The sequence below is a fragment of the Kitasatospora sp. NPDC029312 genome (genome assembly GCF_055569215.1).
This window is the reverse complement of the sequence record NZ_JBVHXY010000035.1, coordinates 54,074-73,969: the sequence shown is the minus strand read 5'-3', so window position 1 is coordinate 73,969 and position 19,896 is coordinate 54,074. Positions and strand designations below refer to the sequence as shown.

General features: G+C 72.5%; 18 protein-coding genes. 16 read left to right on the top strand and 2 right to left on the bottom strand.

Translation table 11 applies throughout. The annotated features are described in order from the left end of the window. Positions 1-457 precede the first annotated feature (457 nt). The 15 genes from ACZ4WV_RS25850 (at position 458) to ACZ4WV_RS25780 (ending at position 18,190) form a co-directional block, all read left to right on the top strand. Positions 458-1,213 carry a phosphocholine cytidylyltransferase family protein gene (locus ACZ4WV_RS25850; protein ID WP_465750628.1) on the top strand — a complete coding sequence of 252 codons (756 nt, stop codon included), beginning with the start codon at positions 458-460 and terminating at the stop codon, positions 1,211-1,213. Next, positions 1,201-2,262: an iron-containing alcohol dehydrogenase family protein gene (locus ACZ4WV_RS25845; protein ID WP_350744185.1), complete on the top strand. Its 1,062-nt coding sequence runs from the start codon at positions 1,201-1,203 to the stop codon at positions 2,260-2,262. The genes ACZ4WV_RS25850 and ACZ4WV_RS25845 overlap by 13 nt, the downstream gene beginning before the upstream one ends. Before the next feature lie 88 nt (positions 2,263-2,350). Beyond that, positions 2,351-3,088, top strand: a complete 738-nt coding sequence (locus ACZ4WV_RS25840) for a CDP-alcohol phosphatidyltransferase family protein (RefSeq protein WP_465750658.1) — start codon at positions 2,351-2,353, stop codon at positions 3,086-3,088. Further along, the gene (locus tag ACZ4WV_RS25835; protein WP_465750626.1) at positions 3,085-4,011 is read left to right on the top strand and encodes a glycosyltransferase family 2 protein; all 927 of its coding nucleotides are present in this window, start codon (positions 3,085-3,087) and stop codon (positions 4,009-4,011) included. The genes ACZ4WV_RS25840 and ACZ4WV_RS25835 overlap by 4 nt, the downstream gene beginning before the upstream one ends. Before the next feature lie 142 nt (positions 4,012-4,153). Continuing rightward, on the top strand, positions 4,154-5,095 hold the full coding sequence (locus ACZ4WV_RS25830; protein ID WP_465750625.1) for an ABC transporter permease: 942 nt from the start codon (positions 4,154-4,156) through the stop codon (positions 5,093-5,095). Further along, positions 5,088-5,897 (top strand): ABC transporter ATP-binding protein, encoded by an 810-nt coding sequence (locus ACZ4WV_RS25825; protein ID WP_465750623.1) that lies wholly within the window; start codon positions 5,088-5,090, stop codon positions 5,895-5,897. The genes ACZ4WV_RS25830 and ACZ4WV_RS25825 overlap by 8 nt, the downstream gene beginning before the upstream one ends. A gap of 315 nt (positions 5,898-6,212) precedes the next feature. After that, positions 6,213-7,160, top strand: a complete 948-nt coding sequence (hpnC, locus tag ACZ4WV_RS25820; protein WP_465750621.1) for a squalene synthase HpnC — start codon at positions 6,213-6,215, stop codon at positions 7,158-7,160. A 41-nt stretch (positions 7,161-7,201) separates the two neighbouring features. After that, positions 7,202-8,059: a presqualene diphosphate synthase HpnD gene (gene hpnD / locus ACZ4WV_RS25815; protein WP_465750656.1), complete on the top strand. Its 858-nt coding sequence runs from the start codon at positions 7,202-7,204 to the stop codon at positions 8,057-8,059. A 163-nt stretch (positions 8,060-8,222) separates the two neighbouring features. Then, on the top strand, positions 8,223-9,650 hold the full coding sequence (gene hpnE / locus ACZ4WV_RS25810; RefSeq protein WP_465750619.1) for a hydroxysqualene dehydroxylase HpnE: 1,428 nt from the start codon (positions 8,223-8,225) through the stop codon (positions 9,648-9,650). A gap of 251 nt (positions 9,651-9,901) precedes the next feature. Beyond that, the gene (locus ACZ4WV_RS25805; protein WP_465750617.1) at positions 9,902-10,990 is read left to right on the top strand and encodes a polyprenyl synthetase family protein; all 1,089 of its coding nucleotides are present in this window, start codon (positions 9,902-9,904) and stop codon (positions 10,988-10,990) included. A gap of 64 nt (positions 10,991-11,054) precedes the next feature. After that, positions 11,055-13,079 carry a squalene--hopene cyclase gene (gene shc / locus ACZ4WV_RS25800; protein ID WP_465750654.1) on the top strand — a complete coding sequence of 675 codons (2,025 nt, stop codon included), beginning with the start codon at positions 11,055-11,057 and terminating at the stop codon, positions 13,077-13,079. Next, positions 13,076-13,756, top strand: a complete 681-nt coding sequence (locus ACZ4WV_RS25795; RefSeq protein ID WP_465750615.1) for a phosphorylase family protein — start codon at positions 13,076-13,078, stop codon at positions 13,754-13,756. The genes shc and ACZ4WV_RS25795 overlap by 4 nt, the downstream gene beginning before the upstream one ends. Positions 13,757-13,758: 2 nt before the next feature. After that, positions 13,759-14,787, top strand: coding sequence for an adenosyl-hopene transferase HpnH (hpnH, locus tag ACZ4WV_RS25790; protein ID WP_465750613.1), 1,029 nt, complete (start codon positions 13,759-13,761; stop codon positions 14,785-14,787). Positions 14,788-14,889: 102 nt separating this feature from the next. Next, positions 14,890-16,800 (top strand): 1-deoxy-D-xylulose-5-phosphate synthase, encoded by a 1,911-nt coding sequence (dxs, locus tag ACZ4WV_RS25785; protein ID WP_465750611.1) that lies wholly within the window; start codon positions 14,890-14,892, stop codon positions 16,798-16,800. Beyond that, complete coding sequence (locus ACZ4WV_RS25780; RefSeq protein ID WP_465750609.1) at positions 16,790-18,190, top strand: aspartate aminotransferase family protein; 1,401 nt, start codon at positions 16,790-16,792, stop codon at positions 18,188-18,190. The genes dxs and ACZ4WV_RS25780 overlap by 11 nt, the downstream gene beginning before the upstream one ends. A 73-nt stretch (positions 18,191-18,263) precedes the next feature. On the opposite strand, the gene ACZ4WV_RS25775 is transcribed toward ACZ4WV_RS25780, so the two are convergent. Then, entirely contained in the window at positions 18,264-18,536 is a 273-nt protein-coding gene (locus ACZ4WV_RS25775) for a DUF6343 family protein (protein WP_465750607.1), read from the bottom strand. A gap of 78 nt (positions 18,537-18,614) precedes the next feature. Here ACZ4WV_RS25775 and ACZ4WV_RS25770 point away from each other — a divergent pair, with 78 nt between their 5' ends. Beyond that, complete coding sequence (locus tag ACZ4WV_RS25770; protein WP_465750605.1) at positions 18,615-18,833, top strand: I78 family peptidase inhibitor; 219 nt, start codon at positions 18,615-18,617, stop codon at positions 18,831-18,833. 59 nt (positions 18,834-18,892) lie between these two features. Here the strand turns inward: ACZ4WV_RS25770 and ACZ4WV_RS25765 are convergent, their stop codons facing one another. Further along, a complete protein-coding gene (locus tag ACZ4WV_RS25765; RefSeq protein WP_465750603.1) occupies positions 18,893-19,600 on the bottom strand; it encodes a phosphatase PAP2 family protein in 708 nt (235 codons plus the stop codon). Between the last annotated feature and the right edge of the window lie 296 nt (positions 19,601-19,896).

The following is a 19,896-nucleotide window of genomic DNA, read 5'->3' as shown; positions in this document are numbered from 1 at the left end:
GAGCATCGGGTGCGTCGTGTGCACCGGGTGGGGTGCAGTGGACACAGCGGGGGTACCGGCGCCGGCGTCGGGCTCCAGTCTGCCGTATGGGTGGCGGTCGGCACGGGTCCCACGCACAACCGGGCGGATCATGACCCGGAGGAGTTCCGATCCGGGCGGAGAAGGGCCCGGGACCTCCCCGGAAGGGTCATTCCTTTCGCAGAATCGTTCGGAACGCGTTCGGGGGGCGTTCGATCACGGCATGGCCACCCGGCCGTCACCGGACCGCCACCGGGCGCGTTCGGGCGGATCGTCCGGGTCGCCTACCATCACTTACGACACGCTGCCCGGATCTGTGCCGGTCCGGCGCGCCACCGCCGGGCCCGGTCCGACACCGCTCCGGCGCACCGCAGCGCCGCCGACCCGTCGGCACATCCCGCGCGCACAGCTCGACGCACGACGGATCAGGAGACCCCGCATGATCGGCCTCGTTCTGGCAGCCGGCGCCGGCCGCCGGCTGCGCCCGTACACCGACACCCTGCCCAAGGCGTTGGTGCCGGTCGACGGGGAGCGGACCGTCCTGGACCTCACCCTGGGCAACTTCGCCGAGGTCGGTCTGCGCGACGCGGCCATCGTCGTCGGCTACCGCAAGGAGGCCGTGTACGACCGCAAGGACGCGCTGGAGCGCAAGTACGGCGTCACGCTGCACCTGGTCGAGAACGACAAGGCCGAGGAGTGGAACAACGCCTACTCGCTCTGGTGCGCTCGCGAGCTGTTCGCCGAGGGCCTGCTGCTGGCCAACGGAGACACCGTCCACCCGGCCTCCGTCCAGCGCACGGTGCTGGAGGGCAACCGGCGCCTCACCGAGGAGGGCCGCGCCCCCGGCGTCCTGCTGGCCCTCGACACGGTGAAGAAGCTCGCCGACGAGGAGATGAAGGTCGTCGTCGACCCGGCCGCCGGCATGCGCCGGATCACCAAGCTGATGGACCCGGCCGAGGCGAGCGGCGAGTACATCGGCGTCACCGTGATCAACCCCGCCGCCGCCGCCGACCTGACCGACGCGCTGCGCGCCACCTACGAGCGCGACCCGCAGCTGTACTACGAGGACGGCTACCAGGAGATGGTCGACCGGGGCCTGCGGATCGACGTCCAGCCGATCGGCGACGTGTCCTGGGTCGAGGTCGACAACCACGACGACCTGGCGAAGGCGCGGGAGATCGCGTGCCAGTACTGACCCGACTGGTCCCCTCGCCGCTGTTCGCGGAGATCCGCCCGGGCGCGCTGGACGCGCTCGGCGGCATCCTCGCGGACCAGCGGCTGTCGGCCTCGGGCCGGATCGCGGTGGCGATCAGCAACGGTTCGGGGGCCGCGATGCGGGAGCGCCTGGAGCCGGCCCTGCCCGGCGCCGACTGGTACAACGTGGACGACGGCAGCCTCGACAGCGCGGTGCGCTTCGCCGAGGAGATGCGCGGCAAGCACTACGACGCGGTCGTCGGCCTCGGCGGCGGCAAGATCATCGACGCGGCCAAGTACGCCGCCGCCCGGGTCGGCCTGCCGGTGGTCGCGGTCGCCACCAACCTCGCCCACGACGGCATCTGCTCGCCGGTCTCCACCCTCGACAACGACGCCGGCCGGGGCTCCTACGGGGTGCCCAGCCCGATCGGCATCATCGTCGACCTGGACGTGATCCGGCAGGCGCCCCCGCGCTTCGTGGCGGCCGGCGTCGGGGACGTCGTCTCGAACATCTCGGCCTGCGCGGACTGGGAGTTGTCGCACGCCGTCACTGGCGAACCGGTGGACGGGCTGGCCGTGGCGATGGCCCGCTCGGCGGGCGAGAACCTGCTGCGACACCCGGGGAACACGCAGGACCAGGACCTCCTGACGGCCCTCGCGGAAGCCCTGGTACTGTCCGGCATCGCGATGAACATCGCAGGCAGCACCCGGCCCTCCTCGGGTGCCTGTCACGAGATCTCGCATGCCCTGGACGTGCTGTACCCCAAGCGTTCCGCCCAGCACGGCGAACAGGTGGGCCTCGGCGCCGCGTTCGCCAGCTTCCTGCGGGGCGAGCGCGAGCTGACCGGTCTGATCGTGGAGCGCCTGGCGAGCCACGGGCTGCCGGTGACCGCAGCTCAAATCGGCTTCACCGAAGCGGAGTTCACCGAAGCGGTGCACTACGCTCCGAACACCCGCCCCGGGCGCTTCACCATCCTGGAACACCTCGACCTCTCCCCTTCCGCAATCAGGGACGCGTACGCCGACTATGTCCAAGCCGTCAACAGCTGACCCCTCCACCACGGGCGCGCGGCCCCCGGTGGACCTGAGCCGCCGGCCCTCGATCGAGGAACTGCGCGCGGTGATCCACCCCGAGGGCATGCTCCAGCGCCGCAGCGCCGAGCACTGGGCCGGGCGCCTGTACATGCGGAAGATCTCGCTGCGGATCACCCGCGTGCTGTCCACCATGACGGCGATCACGCCCAACGGCCTGACGTACCTGATGATGTGCACGGGCATCCTGGCCGGCGCCGCGCTGGTCGTCCCGGGCATCACCGGGGCGGTCCTCGGCGCCCTGCTGATCCAGGTCTACCTGCTGCTGGACTGCGTGGACGGCGAGGTCGCCCGCTGGCGCCGGCAGACTTCGCTCACCGGCGTCTACCTGGACCGGGTCGGCCACTACATGTCCGAGGCGGCGCTGCTGACCGGCCTCGGCCTGCGCGCCACCGACCTGCTGCACCGCGAGGGCCACGGCTCCCACTGGGAGTGGGCCTTCCTGGGCACCCTGGCCGCGCTCGGCGCCATCCTGATCAAGTCCGAGACGGACCTGGTGGACGTGGCCCGGGCCCGCAGCGGCATGACGGCCGTCGAGGACAGCGCCTCGGTCCCGCGCTCGTCCTCGGTGGCCAGGGCCCGCCGCGCGGCGTCGTTCCTGAAGTTCCACCGTCTGGTCGGCGCGGTCGAGGCCTCGCTGTTCATCCTCGCGGCGGGGGTCGCCGACGCCGTCCACGGCGGACTGTTCTTCACCCGGATCGCGGTCGTGGTGCTGGCGGCGATCGCCATGCTGCAGACCGTGCTCCACCTGTTGAGCATCGTCCTTTCGAGCAGGTTGCGATGACCACTTCCACCACGCCCGCCACGTCCGGCGCGTCCACCGCCGCGGAGAGCTTCCGCCTCGGCGCCGTCATCATCACCATGGGCAACCGGCCCGCCGAGCTCACCGCCCTGATCGAGTCCGTCCGCGCCCAGGAGGGCCCGGCCGTCGAGTTCGCGGTGGTCGGCCAGGGCGCCGAGCTGCCCCCGCTGCCGGAGGGCGTGCGCAGCGTCGAGCTGCCGGAGAACGTCGGCATCCCGGGCGGGCGCAACGTCGGCATCGAACTGTTCGGGCCGAACGGCCGGGACGTGGACGCCATCCTCTTCCTGGACGACGACGGGCTGCTGCCGCGCCCCGACTCGGCCCGGCTGCTGCGCGAGGCCTTCACCGCCGATCCGGAGCTGGGCATCGTCTCGTTCCGGATCGAGGACCCGGACACCGGCGTCACCCAGCGCCGGCACGTCCCCCGGCTGCGTGCCAGCGATCCGATGCGCTCGTCCCGGGTGACCACCTTCCTGGGCGGCGCGAGCGCGGTGCGCTGCAAGGTGTTCGAGCAGGCCGGGCAGCTGCCCGCCGAGTTCTTCTACGCCCACGAGGAGACCGACCTCGCGTGGCGCGCGCTGGACGCGGGCTGGGCCATCGACTACCGGGCGGACGTGGTGCTGCACCACCCGGCCACCTCGCCGGCCCGGCACGCCGCCTACTTCCACAACGTGGCCCGTAACCGGGTCTGGCTCGCGAGGCGGAACCTTCCGGCCCCGTTGGTGCCTCTCTATCTGGGAACCTGGTTCCTGCTGACCCTGGCCCGACGTCCCTCCGCCGAGGGACTGAAGGCCTGGCTGGGCGGTTTCCGGGCGGGCTTCCGCGAACCGTGCGGTCAGCGGAGGCCCATGCGATGGCGTACCGTCTGGCGACTGACCAGGATGGGACGACCTCCGATCATCTGACGTGCTCAGGTGCTTGATCGCCACGGTCGGTGACCACTACCGGCCGGACTCCCCCCGTGATCCCAGTGGATCCCCATCGGCGCAAGGCCGGCGGACCCCCCGCCGACCGGCCGCCCCGACCGATCCCGCGTGAAGGACGAATGTGTCGACAGTGAGTGAAACCGTCAGCCCCTCAGCCCCGACGGGGGCGGACGCGGGCCTGACCCCCAAGCAGCTTGCGGACAAGTACGGTCTGTCGGTGAGCGGTGCCCGACCGGGTCTGTTCGCGTACACCAAGCAGCTCTGGGCCCGGCGCCACTTCATCTGGGCCTTCGCCACCGCCCGCCTGGTGGCCCAGTACACGGACGCCAAGCTGGGCCAGCTGTGGCAGGTCGTGACCCCGCTGCTCAACTGCGGCGTGTTCTACCTGGTCTTCGGCGTCATCCTGAAGAGCAAGCAGGGTTTCCCCGACAACACCTACATCGCCTGGCTCTGCATCGGCGTCTTCATCTTCCAGTTCACCCAGAACGCGGTGCAGTCCGGCACCCGGGCGATCTCCGACAACCTCGGCCTGATCCGCGCGCTGCACTTCCCGCGGGCCAGCCTGCCGATCGCCTTCACGGTGATCCAGCTCCAGCAGCTCCTGATCTCGATGATCGTCCTGGTCGTCACCGTGCTGTCGGCCGGCATCCGCCCGGGCCGGACCTGGCTGCTGATCATCCCGGCGCTGTTCCTCCAGACCCTGTTCAACACCGGTGTCTCGCTGATCTTCGCCCGGATCGGCTCCAAGACCAGTGACATCTCCCAGCTGATCCCGTTCGTGATGCGCGCCTGGATGTTCCTGTCCGGCGTGATGTTCAGCATCCAGGACAAGATCCAGAGCTGGCCGCACTACATCCAGACGATCATGGCCCTCAACCCGGCCTCGGTCTACATGGACCTGCTCCGGCACGCCTTCGCGCCGGTCATCTACAACAAGCACATGTCGGCCCACCAGAGCCTGCCGCCGCACCAGTGGACGTACGGCGTCGCCTGGGGCATCGGTATGTTCGTCATCGGATACGTCTTCTTCTGGAAGGCCGAGGAGGAGTACGGCCGTGGCTGACACCGACCTGAGCAAGCGCGACACCATCGCGGACACGAAGGTGGCCCGCGAGCCCACCGTCGTCGTCGACGACGTGCACATCGTCTACCGGGTGCACGGCGCCGGCTCCGGCAAGGGCAGCGCCACCTCGGCGCTGAGCCGCATCATCAGCCGCAAGCGCGCCGCCGGCGTGCGCGAGGTGCACGCCGTGAAGGGCGTCAGCTTCACCGCGTACAAGGGCGAGGCGATCGGCCTGATCGGCTCCAACGGCTCCGGCAAGTCGACCATGCTGGCCGCCATCGCGGGCCTGCTGCCGACCGAGAAGGGCGGCATCTACACCAACGGCCAGCCCTCGCTGCTGGGCGTCAACGCGGCCCTGATGAACGAGCTGACCGGTGAGCGCAACGTCGTCCTGGGCTGCCTGGCGATGGGCATGACCCCGGCCCAGGTGAAGGCGCGCTACCAGGAGATCGTCGAGTTCTCCGGCATCAACGACAAGGGCGACTTCATCTCCCTGCCGATGCGCACCTACTCCTCCGGCATGGGGGCCCGCCTGCGCTTCTCGATCGCCGCCGCGAAGACCCACGACGTGCTGCTGATCGACGAGGCCCTGGCCACCGGTGACCAGGCCTTCCAGCAGCGCAGCAAGCGGCGCATCGACGAGCTGCGCGGCTCGGCCGGTACGGTCTTCCTGGTCAGCCACGACAACAACTCGATCCGCGAGGTCTGCGAGCGGACCATCTGGATCGAGGCCGGCGAACTGGTCATGGACGGCCCGACCGACGAGGTCGTCGGCCGGTACGAGCGCGGCGAGCGCCCGTAGCCGGGTCATCGGAATCCGCTGGCGGTGAGGGGCCGGCCCCGGAATACTCCGGAGCCGGCCCTTCGGCGTGCGCGCCTCCGGTCCCCCGGGTGGCCCGCCGCCGCGGGGGTGAGCGCCACCGTCGCCGGGCGGGGCGCTCTTCTCGGGCGCGGCCCGTGCTGTCAGGCTGTAAGGCGCGGGGGTGGTGTGCCGTACGTGACGCCCGCGCTCGGACGCGTGTCCGAGTCCGACCGGTGATACCCAGCGGTGTAGAACGGGGGAGTGACTGCAGTGTCGGCTTCGGCCCAGCCCAGAGATACGCCGGTGGACCCTTCCGTGGGACAGACCCTGGAGAAGGCGGGTGCGGAGAACTTCCCGGTCGCCCCGTTCTTCGTGCCCGCGGCCTGGCGCGATGACCTGATGAGGGTCTACGGCTTCGCCCGGCTGGTCGACGACGCCGGCGACGGCGACCTGGCCGACCCGGCCGGCACCGCCGCCCTGCTCGGGATCGAACAGGCACCCCCGGCCGCCACCTCTTCGGACCAGTCCGGCCCGCCGGCCCCGCCGACCCCGCAGGAAGTCGCCTTCCGGCTCGCCCTGCTCGACGGGCTGGAGCGCGACCTCGACCGGGTCTTCGAGACGGCCCTGCACCCCGGCGGCGCCGATGGGCCCCGCCATCCCCTGCTGCGGGCGCTCGTCCCGATGGTCGAGCGGCGGGGCCTGTCGCCCGAGCCGTTCCGCCGTCTGATCGAGGCCAACCGGGTGGACCAGACCACCGCCCGCTACGCCACCTACGACGACCTGATCGGCTACTGCACGCTCTCCGCGGACCCGGTCGGCCGTCTGGTGCTGGCCATCGCGGGCGCCTCCACGCCCGAGCGGATCGCGCTGTCGGACGCCGTCTGCAGCGGCCTCCAAGTGGTCGAGCACCTGCAGGACGTGGCCGAGGACCTGTCCCGCGGCCGGATCTACCTCCCCACCGAGGACCTGGCGCGCTTCGGCGTCACCGAGGCCGACCTCGCCGCGCCGAGCGCGAACGGAGCGGTGCGGGAACTGATCGCCTTCGAGGTCGAACGGGCGCGCACCCTGCTCGACCGCGGCGCACCTTTGGTAGGTACGGTTCGGGGGAGGCTTCGACTGCTCCTGGCGGGATTCACCGCCGGCGGTTACGCGGCCCTGGCGGCCGTCGAGGACGCCGGGTACGACGTACTCGCCCAGCAGGCGAAGCCGGACAAGCGCCGCCTCGCAGCGAAGGCGGCGGCCATCTTCGCGAAGGGAAGGTGAACGCCCGAGTGGCGGCATCACCACTGGCGTCGGCGCATGTCATGGCGGCGTACCGGTACTGCGAGGCAGTCACCGGCATGCAGGCGCGCAACTTCAGCTACGGCATCCGACTGTTGCCCGAGCCCAAGCGGCTGGCCATGTCGGCCCTGTACGCCCTGGCCCGCCGGGTGGACGACATCGGCGACGGAGACCTCCCGGACGACCGGAAGGCCGAGGCGCTGCTGCGCACCCGGGAACTGGTGGACGAGGTCCGCTCCGGGGTGGTCGCCGAGGACGACACCGACCCGATCAAGGTCGCGCTGGCGGACGCCTCCCGGCGCTTCCCGATCCCGCTCGGCGGTTTCGACGAATTGATCGACGGCGTGGAGATGGACCTCAAGGGCGCCGAGTACCAGACGTACGAGGAGCTGAAGGTCTACTGCCGCTGCGTGGCCGGCGCGATCGGCCGGCTCTCGCTGGGTGTGTACGGCTGCGACGACCCCGAGCGCGGCGCGCGGTACGCGGACACCCTGGGCCTGGCCCTGCAGCTCACCAACATCCTGCGCGACCTGCGCGAGGACGCCCTGAGCGGCCGCACCTACTTGCCCACCGAGGACCTCGTCCGGTTCGGCTGCGAGCAGGGCTTCGCGCTGTCCAAGCCGCCGGTCGGCGCCGACTTCACCGGCCTGGTGGCCTTCGAGGCCGCCCGCGCCCAGGCCGCCTTCGAGGAAGGCCTGCGGCTGCTGCCGATGCTCGACCGGCGCAGCCGGGCCTGCACCGCCGCGATGGCAGGGATCTACCACCGGCTGCTCGGCCGGATCGCCGCCGACCCGGAGTCGGTGCTGCGCGGCCGGGTGTCACTGCCGGGCTGGGAGAAGGCGTATGTGGCGCTTTCCGGGCTCGCCGGGGGGCGTTCTTGATTCTTGCCACAGTTCTGTCACGCTGTGTCAGCGGGGAATCACATGCGGGTAGAGCCGTGTTGACCACGTTGACCACGACCGCGTCGACCACGACGGCGCCGACCGACAGCAGGCCGGGCACGGCGACCGCCGCGCGGTCCAGCGACTTCGAGGGGGAGGGCCGATGACCGGGCGAGCCGATGCCGCGCGCCCGGCCGCCGTCGTGGTCGGCGGCGGCCTGGCCGGGATCACCGCCGCACTGCGACTGGCCGAGGCCGGTCACGACGTCACCCTGGCCGAGGGGCGCCCCCGGCTCGGCGGGCTGGCCTTCTCGTTCCAGCGCGGCGAGCTGACCGTCGACAACGGCCAGCACGTCTTCCTGCGCTGCTGCACGGCCTACCGCGGGTTCCTGGAGCGCCTCGGCGCCACCCGGATGACCCACCTCCAGGAGCGCCTGGACGTCCCGGTGCTCTCGGCCACCGGCCCGGACGCGGCCCCGGTGCGCACCCTCGGCCGGCTGCGCCGGGCCGGCCTGCCCGTCCCGCTCCACCTGGCCGCCAGCCTCGCCCGGTACCCGCACCTGCCGCCGGCCGACCGCGCCCGGGTGGTCCGCGGCGCGCTCGCCCTCAAGGGCCTGGACCTCGACGACCCGGCGCTGGACCGGCTCTCCTTCGGCGAGTGGCTGCGCCGCAACGGGCAGAACGCCGCCACCACCGCCGCGCTGTGGGACCTGGTCGGCGTCGCCACCCTGAACGCCCGGGCCGACCAGGTGTCGCTGGCGCTCGCCGCCAAGGTGTTCAAGACCGGCCTGCTCTCCGACCCGGGCGCCGCCGACATCGGCATCGCCGCGGTCCCGCTCGGCGTGATCCACCACGACCGGGCGCTCGACGAGCTGGAACGCGCCGGAGTGAACGTGCTGCTGCGCGCCCGGGTCGCGGAGCTCAAGCCCGCCACGCCCCAACACGCCGTCCGGCTGGAGAGCGGGGAACTGCTCACCGCGGACACCGTCGTGCTGGCCGGCGCCCAGGACACCGCGGCCGCCCTGCTGCCGCCGGGCGCCGTCGCGCAGCGGCTGGCCGACTTCGGCACCGCCCCGATCCTCAACGTGCACGTGGTGTACGACCGCAAGGTGCTGCGCCGGCCCTTCTTCGCCGCGCTCGACTCCCCGGTCCAGTGGGTGTTCGACCGCACCGCCCACTCCGGCCTGGCCGGCACCTCCCTCGGCCGGGCCCACCCGGGCGCCCAGTACCTGGCGCTCTCGCAGTCCGCCGTCCAGGACGAGATCGACCTGCCGGTCGCCGAACTGCGCCGCCGCTACCTGCCCGAGCTGGCCCGGCTGCTGCCGGCCGCCGTCGGGGCCGAGGTGCTGGACTTCTTCGTCACCAGGGAGCGCACCGCCACCTTCGACGGCGCCCCCGGCACCGCCGCGCTGCGCCCGACGGCCGCGACGGCCGTCCCCGGCGTGCTGCTGGCCGGCTCGTGGACCGCCACCGGATGGCCCGCCACCATGGAGGGCGCCGTGCGCAGCGGTCATGCGGCCGCCGACGCCGTGCTCGCCGCGGCGGGTGCCCGGGTGCCGGTGGACCGCGGCGACGGGAGGTGGCCCAGGTGACGGCGGGCCCCTCGGCCGGGGAGCCCGCCAGAGCCGACGGGCGTACTGTCGGCCGCAGCGGCCCCATCGGCCCGACCGGTCCCACCGGCCGCGTCGGACCGTCCGACCGAACCGACACCGTTCGCCTCAGCAGGACCAGCGGCACCACCACCGGCACCACTGGCGCCACCGGCACCACCATCGACACCAGCCGCACCGACAGCACCCGGCCGCCCCGTGCGGTCCGGCACCACGAGGGAGAGGGAACGCACGTGGAGTCACGCACCGGCTTCGCCGTCGGAGGCACGGCGCACGCCGAACCGGTCTCGGTGCCGGAGCTGCTCGCCCGCAGCCGTACGCTCTGTACCCCGCCGCTGCGGGCCGCCGTCGCCCGTTTGGCGGCACCGATGGACACCGTCGCGGCGTACCACTTCGGCTGGATCGACCGGGACGGCACCCCGGTGCAGGGGGACGGCGGGAAGGCGGTGCGGCCCGCGCTGGCGCTGCTGTCCGCCCGGGCCACCGGTGCGGCGGCCGAGGCGGGGGTGCCCGGTGGGGTCGCCGTTGAACTGGTGCACAACTTCTCCCTGCTCCATGATGATCTGATGGACGGTGACGAGACCCGGAGGCACCGGGCCACCGCCTGGACGGTCTTCGGGCCGGCCCAGGCGATCCTGGTCGGCGACGCCCTGGCCACGCTCGGCACCGAGGTCCTGCTGGACGCCGCGGTGACCGGCGGCGCCAGCGCCACCGACGCCGCCCGCGCCGTCCGGCTGCTCACCACGGCGACCCGCCGGCTGATCGACGGCCAGGCCATGGACGTCGCCTTCGAACAGCGCGACAGCGTCACCGTCGCCGAGTGCCTGGAGATGGAGGGCGGCAAGACGGCGGCGCTGCTGGCCGCCGCCTCGGCGATCGGCGCGGTGCTGGCCGGGGCCGACGACAACGTCTCCGGAGCGCTCCAGCGCTACGGCCACCACCTCGGCCTGGCCTTCCAGGCGGTGGACGACCTGCTCGGCATCTGGGGCGCCACCGAGGTCACCGGCAAGCCGCACTGGGGCGACCTGCGCCAGCGCAAGAAGTCCCTGCCGGTCGCCGCCGCGCTGGCCGAGGGCGGCCGGGCCTCGCGCCGGCTGGCCGATCAGCTGGCGGACCCGAAGGGCCGGGGCGAGGAGGCCGAGCCCGAGCTCGCCGCCCGGGCCGCGCTGATCGAGGAGGCCGGCGGCCGGGCCTGGACCCAGGAGGAGGCCCGCCGCCAGCACACGACTGCCCTCGCCGCCCTGGACGAGGTGCCGATGTCCGACGAGGTGCGCGAGCACTTCGTCGCACTCGCCGAATTCGTGGTGGTACGAGAGAGGTGACGTTACGTTGACAGCAACCGCGGACGGCCGGCTCGACCCTGAGTACGATTCCGAGCCGGTCGCGGTGGGCGACCGCCCCCCGGGCCTGCTGGGCACGGCACGGTGGGAGCCCGAGGACACCGACCAGCTCCGGCCGGCCGGTGGGGCGGATCCCCGGCCCGCCGACGCGCGCGAAGCCCTGGCGCGCGCGACCACCCACCTGCTCTCGCTGCAGTCCTCCGAGGGCTGGTGGAAGGGCGACCTGGAGACCAACGTCACCATGGACGCCGAGGACTTACTGCTCCGCCAGTTCCTGGGCATCAGGACCGAGGAACAGACCCGGGCCACCGCCGAGTGGATCCGCTCGCAGCAGCGGGAGGACGGCACCTGGGCCACCTTCCACGGCGGGCCGCCCGAGCTGTCCACCACGGTCGAGGCGTACGTCGCCCTCAAACTGGCCGGGGACGACCCGGCCGCCCCGCACATGCTGGCCGCCGCGCGCTACGTCCGCTCGGCCGGGGGCATCGCGGCCGCCCGGGTGTTCACCCGGATCTGGCTCGCGCTCTTCGGCTGGTGGCCCTGGGAGCGGCTGCCGGAGATGCCGCCGGAGATCATCTTCCTGCCCAAGTGGCTGCCGCTGAACATCTACGCGTTCGGCTGCTGGGCCCGTCAGACCATCGTCCCGCTGACCATCGTCTCGGCCCACCGGCCGGTCCGGCTGGCCCCCTTCCAGCTCACCGAGCTGCACACCGACCCCGACCACCCCTTCCCCGAGCGGCCGCTGGCCCCGGCCACCAGCTGGGACGGCGTGTTCGAGCGCCTCGACAAGGCACTGCACGCCTACCACCGCCGGGCCTTCCGGCCGCTGCGCAGGCTCGCCATCTCCCAGGCCTGCCGCTGGATCGTCGAACGGCAGGAGGCCGACGGATGCTGGGGCGGCATCCAGCCCCCCGCCGTCTACTCGCTGATCGCCCTGCACCTGGAGGGCTACGAGCTGGAGCACCCGGTGATGAAGGCCGGGCTCGCCTCCTTCGACCGCTTCACGGTGCACACCGAGGACGGCATGCGCTGGTTGGAGGCCTGCCAGTCCCCGGTCTGGGACACCTGTCTGGCCACCATCGCGCTGGTCGACGGCGGGGTGCCGGCCGACCACCCGGCGCTGGTGTCCGCCGTCGACTGGATGCTCGGCGAGGAGATCCGCAAGCGCGGCGACTGGTCCGTCCAGCGGCCCTCGCTGCCGCCCGGCGGCTGGGCCTTCGAGTTCGAGAACGACACCTACCCCGACATCGACGACACCGCCGAGGTGGTGCTCGCGCTGCGCCGGGTGGCCCACCCCGACCCGGCCAAGGTCGAGGCGGCGGTGGAGCGGGGCGTGCTCTGGAACCTCGGCATGCAGTCCAAGAACGGCGCCTGGGGCGCCTTCGACGTCGACAACACCAGCCTGCTGCCCAACAAGCTGCCGTTCTGCGACTTCGGCGAGGTGGTCGACCCGCCGTCCGCCGACGTCACCGCCCACGTGGTGGAGATGCTCGCCGAGACCGGCCGGGCCCGGGACCCGCGGACCAGGCGCGGCATCGAGTGGCTGCTGCGCCACCAGGAGGCGGACGGCTCCTGGTTCGGCCGCTGGGGCACCAACTACATCTACGGCACCGGCTCGGTGCTGCCCGCCCTGGTGGCGGCCGGCGTCCCCGACGAGCACCCGGCGATCCGCCGGGCGGTGCGCTGGCTGGAGGACCGGCAGAACGCCGACGGCGGCTGGGGCGAGGACATGCGCTCCTACGAGGACCCGGAGCGCTGGGCCGGGCGGGGCGACTCCACCGCCTCCCAGACCGCCTGGGCGCTGATGGCGCTGCTCGCCGCCGGCGAGGGCCCGCAGGACCGGGCCAACCCGGCGGTGGAACGCGGCGTGGACTGGCTGGTGCGCACCCAGCTGCCCGAAGGCACTTGGGACGAACCGCAGTTCACCGGCACCGGGTTCCCGTGGGACTTCTCCATCAACTACCACCTGTACCGCCTGGTCTTCCCCATCACCGCGCTCGGCCGCTACCTCCACGGCGCCCCGGGCCGGGTGGCGTCGAGCGGCGCCCCGGCGATCGGGGCGGCGCGGTGACCACCGCGCCCCTGCTCGTGCTCTGCGCCCTGGGCCCCGAGGTGTGGGCCCTGCGCGGCGGTGACTGGCGCGGTGCCGCCGGCGGGCCCCCGGTGCTGGTGCGCAGCGGGGTCGGCCGGCGGCGGGCCGGGCTGGCCGTCCGGCGGCTGCTCGGCTCCGCGCCGGGCGCCTACGGCGCCGTCGTGGTGGCCGGCTTCGGCGCCGCCGTCGGCCCGGGTGTGGCACCGGGCGACGTGGTCGCCGCCGACGGGGTGCGCGACGCCGAGGGCCACCTGTACCCGGTCGACTCCGGGCCGGAACTGGCCCGGGCGCTCAAGGTGCGGGGACTGACCGCGCACACCGGGGTGCACCACACCGCCGACCACGTGGTGCGCGGCATCGAGCGGCGCGCGCTGCACCTGCAGGGCGCGCTCGCCGTCGACATGGAGGCCGCCGCCGTGCTGGCCGCGCTGCGGGAGGTCCGTCCGGTGCTGCCCGTCGCCGTCCTGCGGGTGGTCGTGGACACCCCCGAGCACGAACTGCTGCGGCCCGGCACCCTCCCGGCCGGGGTGCGCGCCTGGCGGACCCTGCGGGCGACGGTACCCGCCCTGGTCGACTGGTACCGACAGGAGCCCGGCACCGGCTCCGCAGACCTGAACCACCCCACATCCTCGACGCTCCCCCAGGAGGCGAGCTAGCCATGGCCATGCCGTTGCGCCAGACCGTGCGGGTCGGCACCTACCTGATGCAGCAGAAGCTGCTCAAGCGGAGGGACAAGTTCCCACTGATCGTCGAGCTGGAACCGCTCTTCGCGTGCAACCTCGCCTGCGAGGGCTGCGGCAAGATCCAGCACCCGGCGGGCGTCCTCAAGCAGCGGATGCCCGTGGCCCAGGCGGTCGGCGCGGTCCTGGAGTCGGGTGCCCCGATGGTCTCGATCGCCGGCGGCGAGCCGCTGATGCACCCGCAGATCGACGAGATCGTCCGACAACTGGTCGAGCGCCGCAAGTACGTCTTCCTCTGCACCAACGCGCTGCTGCTGCGCAAGAAGATCGACAAGTTCAAGCCCTCGCCCTACTTCACCTTCGCCGTGCACATCGACGGCCTGCGCGAGCGGCACGACGAGTCGGTGGCCAAGGAGGGCACCTTCGACGAGGCGGTGGCCGCGATCAAGGAGGCCAAGCGGCGCGGCTTCCGGGTCACCACCAACAGCACCTTCTTCAACACGGACACCGCGCAGACCGTCATCGACGTCCTCGACTACCTCAACGACGAGTTGAAGGTGGACGAGATGATGATCTCCCCGGCGTACGCCTACGAGAAGGCCCCCGACCAGGAGCACTTCCTCGGCGTCGAGCAGACCAGGGAGCTCTTCCGCAAGGCCTTCGCCGGCGGCAACCGCCGCCGCTGGCGGCTCAACCACAGCCCGCTCTTCCTGGACTTCCTGGAGGGCAAGGCCGACTTCGAGTGCACCCCCTGGGGCATCCCCAACTACTCGCTGTTCGGGTGGCAGCGGCCCTGCTACCTGATGGCCGACGGCTACGTGCCGACCTACCGCGAGCTGGTCGAGACGACCGACTGGAGCAAGTACGGCCGCGGCAAGGACCCGCGCTGCGAGAACTGCATGGCCCACTGCGGCTACGAGCCGACCGCCGTCCTGGCGACCATGGGCTCGCTCCAGCAGTCGCTGCGAGCCATCACCGACACCGTCGGCGCCAGCCGCGGGCGCTGAGCCCGGCAGGGCTCCCGTCCGGCCCGGGCCTCGGTGCCCGGGCCGGCCCCGCCCGCTCGGGCGGAGGCACCACCGCACCACTTCGAGTCGTGAGGTGTACCCATGTCACTGCTCTCCCGCGTCACGTCCCCGGCCGAGCTGCGCAAGCTCCCCGCGGTCGAACTCCCGTTGCTGGCCGACGAGATCCGCGACTTCCTGATCGACGCCGTCACCCGCACCGGCGGCCACCTCGGCCCGAACCTCGGCGTGGTGGAGCTGACCATCGCGCTGCACCGGGTGTTCGACTCGCCGTACGACCGGATCGTCTTCGACACCGGGCACCAGAGCTACGTCCACAAGCTGCTCACCGGCCGCCAGGACTTCTCGAAGCTGCGCACGCGCGGCGGGCTGTCCGGCTACCCCTCACGCGCAGAGTCCGAACACGACCTGGTCGAGAACTCGCACGCCTCCACCGCGCTCTCCTACGCCGACGGGCTGGCCAAGGCCGCCCAGCTGCTCGGCCAGCACGACCGGCACACCGTCGCGGTGATCGGCGACGGCGCGCTCACCGGCGGGCTCGCCTGGGAGGCGCTCAACAACATCGCCGAGGCGCGCGACCGGCCGCTGGTCATCGTCGTCAACGACAACGAGCGTTCCTACGCCAAGACCATCGGCGGCCTGGCCAACCACCTGGCCACCCTGCGCACCACCCAGGGCTACGAGCGCTTCCTCGCCCTCGGCAAGGAGGCGCTGCAGCGCACCCCGCTGGTCGGCCAGCCGATCTTCGACGCGCTGCACGGCGCCAAGAAGGGGTTCAAGGACGCCTTCGCGCCACAGGGCATGTTCGAGGACCTCGGGCTGAAGTACCTCGGGCCGATCGACGGCCACGACGTGGGCGCGGTCGAACAGGCGCTGCGCCAGGCCCGCAACTTCGGCGGCCCGGTCATCGTGCACTGCCTGACCGTCAAGGGGCGCGGGTACCGGCCCGCCGAGCAGGACGAGGCCGACCGCTTCCACGCCGTCAACCCGATCGATCCGTACACCTGCCTGCCGGTCTCGCCCAGCGCCGGGGTCTCCTGGACCTCCGTCTTCGGCGAGGAACTCGTCGAACTCGGCGCGCAGCGGCCCGACCTGGTGGCGATCACCGCGGCGATGCTCCAGCCGGTGGGCCTGGGGCCGTTCGCCAAGGCGTACCCGGACCGGACCTTCGACGTCGGGATCGCCGAGCAGCACGCCGTCACCAGCGCGGCGGGTCTGGCCACCGGCGGACTGCACCCGGTGGTCGCGGTCTACGCGACCTTCCTCAACCGGGCGTTCGACCAGGTCCTGATGGACGTCGCCCTGCACAGGCTGGGCGTCACCTTCGTGCTCGACCGCTCCGGGGTGACCGGCCCGGACGGCGCCTCGCACAACGGCATGTGGGACATGTCGATCCTCCAGGTCGTCCCGGGCCTGCGGCTGGCCGCCCCGCGCGACGCCGACCAGCTGCGCGCCCAGCTGCGCGAGGCCGTCGCGGTCGAGGACGCCCCCACCGTGGTGCGCTTCCCCAAGGGCAACGTCGGGCCCGCCGTCGCGGCGCTCGAACGGATCGGCGGGACGGACGTGCTGCTGCGCACCGGCCCGGAGCCGGAGATCCTGCTGGTCGCGGTCGGGACCACCGCCTCCGCCTGCCTGGACGCCGCCCGGCTGCTGCTCGCCGAGGGCTTCACCGCGACGGTGGTCGACCCGCGCTGGGTCAAGCCGGTCGACCCGGCGCTGCCCGAACTCGCCGCCGGGCACCGGCTGGTGGTCACCGTCGAGGACAACGGGCGGGCCGGCGGCGTCGGTTCGGCCGTCTCCCAGGCGCTGCGAGACGCCGACGTGGACGTCCCGGTGCGCGTGCTGGGCCTGCCGCAGGAATTCCTCGGGCACGCGTCGCGCGGCGAGATCCTCGAGGAGGCCGGGCTGACCGGCACCGGGGTCGCCGCCCAGACCGCCGTCTTCGCCAAGAACCTGCTACCGACCCGAGGAGCGAACCCGCGCCATGCCGGCTGATCCCGACCGCCCAGCCTTCGACCTCGCCGCGCTCGTCGCCGACCGCGGCGGCGAGCGCTACGAACTGCACAGCCGCTACCTCAACCCGCAGCTGCCGCGGATGCTGCGCACCATCGGCTTCGACAAGTACTACGACCGCGCCGAGGGCCAGTACTTCTACGACGCCGAGGGCAACGAGTACCTCGACATGCTGGCCGGCTTCGGCATCTTCGCGCTGGGCCGCCACCACCCGGTGGTGCGATCGGCGATCCAGCAGGTGATGGACCTGGACCTGCCGGACCTGGTCCGCTTCGACTGCTCACCGCTGCCCGGACTGCTGGCCGAGCGGCTGCTGTCGTACGCGCCGGGGCTGGACCGGGTGTTCTTCGGCAACAGCGGCACCGAGGCGGTGGAGACGGCGCTCAAGTTCGCCCGGTACGCCACCGGGCGCAAGCGGATCCTCTACGCCGACCACGCCTTCCACGGGCTGACCACCGGCTCGCTCTCGGTCAACGGGGAGCGCGGCTTCCGCAAGGGCTTCGACCCGCTGCTGCCGGACACCGCCGTCCCGCTCGGCGACATCGGCGCGCTGGCCAAGGAGCTGAAGCGCGGCGACGTGGCGGCGCTGATCGTCGAGCCGATCCAGGGCAAGGGCGTCCAGGCGACGCCGCCCGGCTGGCTGCGGGCCGCCCAGGCGCTGCTGCACGAGCACAAGGCGCTGCTGATCTGCGACGAGGTCCAGACCGGGATCGGGCGCACCGGCGAGTTCTTCGCCTACCAGAGCGAGGAGGGCGTGCTCCCCGACCTGGTGTGCGCCGCCAAGGCGCTGTCCGGCGGGTACGTGCCGGTCGGGGCGACGCTCGGCAAGAGCTGGATCTTCGAGAAGGTGTACTCCTCGATGGACCGGGTCCTGGTGCACTCGGCCAGTTTCGGGTCCAACGCCCAGGCGATGGCCGCGGGGCTGGCGACCCTGGAGGTGGTGCGCGAGGAGAAGGTGGTGGAGAACGCCCGGCAGGTCGGTGACCGGTTCCGCGAGCGGCTGGCCGCGCTGGTCGACAAGTACGAGCTGCTCGCCGAGGTGCGCGGCCGCGGGCTGATGATCGGCATCGAGTTCGGCCGGCCCAAGTCGCTGAAGCTGCGGACCGGTTGGACGGCCCTGCAGGCGGCCCGCAAGGGGCTGTTCGCGCAGATGGTGGTCGTCCCGTTGCTGCAGCGGCACCGGATCCTGACCCAGGTGTCCGGGGACCACCTGGAAGTGATCAAGCTGATTCCGCCGCTGATCATCACCGATCGGGACGTGGACCGGTTCGTGGACGCCTTCACCGAGATCATGGACGAGGCGCACCGGGGGAACGGCCTGATGTGGGACTTCGGGCGGACGCTGGTGAAGCAGGCGGTCGGTAACCGCTGACCGGTGCGGCAAATGAGCTGCACGGAGTGGGACGTCGGCCGGGCCGACTTCCCACTCCGTGGGAGACACCGCGTCAGAGCTCGGTCCGGCGGCGCCGGACCACCACCACGAGATCGACGACGGCGAACAGAGTGAGCACGCCGAGGGCGATGGCGAAGCCGGTCAGTGTGCCCCGGCTGGGGGCGCCGTCCACCGGAGAGGCGGCCGCCCAGAGGGCGAAGCCCACGGTGCCCAGCAGGAAGAGCGGAGTGAAGGTGAGCGAGAGCAGGTACCGGAGCTTGAGATCGCTGCGCGCGCTGGTCGGCTCGGTGCCGCTGCGCCACCGTCGCGGAGTGGTAGTGCGCATGGCCGGTCACCTCCGTGCCGCGCGGATCGGGACTACGGTTCCAGCGTACGTCCGTGGGTGCGGGCCGGGGGAGGGGCGATGACGGAGTCGGACGACGCGGGGGCGGGCGCGATGGGCGAGGACGCCGAGGGGTACGCGGGGCTGCGGGTCGAGCGCGCCGAGGAGCTGGCCCGGCGGCACGGCTGGGCCGCCGTGCGGGTGCTGGAGCCCGAGCAGATGATCACCCTGGAGTACCGGCAGGGGCGGCTCAACCTCGCCGTGCGGGACGGCGTGGTCGAGCGGAGCTGGGAGGGCTAGCCGGTCCGGTCGGGTCGGTTCGTGCCGTGGGCGGCCCGCCGGGTGCGGGCGGACCGGGGTCAGCGGGCGAACCGGCGGTGAAGGCGCCGCTCGGCGGCGGCGACCAGCGGTTCCAACAGCGGCAGCGTGAGCAGCACCAGCAGTCCGGCGGCCCAGCCGGCCAGCACGTCGGTGACCCAGTGGGTGCCCAGGTAGACCGTGGTCAGGCCGATCGAGCAGGCGGTGGCCGCGGCGATCACCCCTCCGGTGCGCCGCCAGCGGACCGCGAGGTAGGCGAGCACGCCCCAGGTGACCACGGCGTTGGCGGTGTGGCCGGAGGGGAAGATGGTGCCGCCGGAGAAGAGCTCGGGCGAGCCGACGTACTGGGCGTAGTGCGGGCCGAGCCGTCCGGTGACGATCTTCACCGCGCCGACCGTGATGTTGAGCAGCAGCAGTGCGAGGCCCATGACCAGCAGCGGGCGCAGCCGGCCGAGACGGCGGGCGCGCCAGGTGAGCCACGCGAAGGCGGCGATGGCACTGGGCCCGCGCTGTCCGGCGACCACCCAGGTGGCGAGCAGGGGCTCGAGGCTCGGCCACCGCTCGTAGGGGCGGAGCAGGCGGACCGACCAGTCGAGGTCGACCAGGGCGGTGTTGAGCAGGACTCCGGCCAGCACCAGCAGGTAGGCGCCGCAGGTGGCGGCGAGCAGGGCGGCCCGGCGGCGGCTCATCGGCGGCCAACCGAACTCCCCCCGGTCGGGGCCGAGGGAGCCGGGGACGCGGTCGGGCACCCGGAGGTCCCGGGGGTCCGCGGTGAGGCGTTCCGGCTCCTGTCGCGGAATGCCGGCTGGGGTACTTCTCGATTGCACGGGGTGACCTTACCCATCCTGGCCGGGTCATTCCGGAGGGAATTGTCATTTTCCCGGGAAATCGACAATCGGGTCGGAGCGCGATGGCCTCGGGAGTGATTTCCGGTATTACCGGATCGAATGCCCGTGTGGCCTTCGAATGATTCTCCAAAAGCGTCGGTAAAGGAGACGGGGCGGGGAGCCGGTCCTGCCGGCTTCCCACCCCGTGGTCACCCTGT

Bases quoted from the DNA above. Each gene is read 5' to 3' on its own strand.
- ACZ4WV_RS25840 (WP_465750658.1), top strand. From the start codon at position 2,351: ATGCTCCAGCGCCGCAGCGCCGAGCACTGGGCCGGGCGCCTGTACATG.
- ACZ4WV_RS25835 (WP_465750626.1), top strand. From the start codon at position 3,085: ATGACCACTTCCACCACGCCCGCCACGTCCGGCGCGTCCACCGCCGCG.
- ACZ4WV_RS25780 (WP_465750609.1), top strand. From the start codon at position 16,790: ATGCCGGCTGATCCCGACCGCCCAGCCTTCGACCTCGCCGCGCTCGTC.
- hpnD (WP_465750656.1), top strand. From the start codon at position 7,202: ATGGCGGCGTACCGGTACTGCGAGGCAGTCACCGGCATGCAGGCGCGC.
- dxs (WP_465750611.1), top strand. From the start codon at position 14,890: ATGTCACTGCTCTCCCGCGTCACGTCCCCGGCCGAGCTGCGCAAGCTC.
- hpnE (WP_465750619.1), top strand. From the start codon at position 8,223: ATGACCGGGCGAGCCGATGCCGCGCGCCCGGCCGCCGTCGTGGTCGGC.
- ACZ4WV_RS25775 (WP_465750607.1), bottom strand. From the start codon at position 18,536: ATGCGCACTACCACTCCGCGACGGTGGCGCAGCGGCACCGAGCCGACC.
- ACZ4WV_RS25770 (WP_465750605.1), top strand. From the start codon at position 18,615: ATGACGGAGTCGGACGACGCGGGGGCGGGCGCGATGGGCGAGGACGCC.
- hpnH (WP_465750613.1), top strand. From the start codon at position 13,759: ATGGCCATGCCGTTGCGCCAGACCGTGCGGGTCGGCACCTACCTGATG.
- ACZ4WV_RS25850 (WP_465750628.1), top strand. From the start codon at position 458: ATGATCGGCCTCGTTCTGGCAGCCGGCGCCGGCCGCCGGCTGCGCCCG.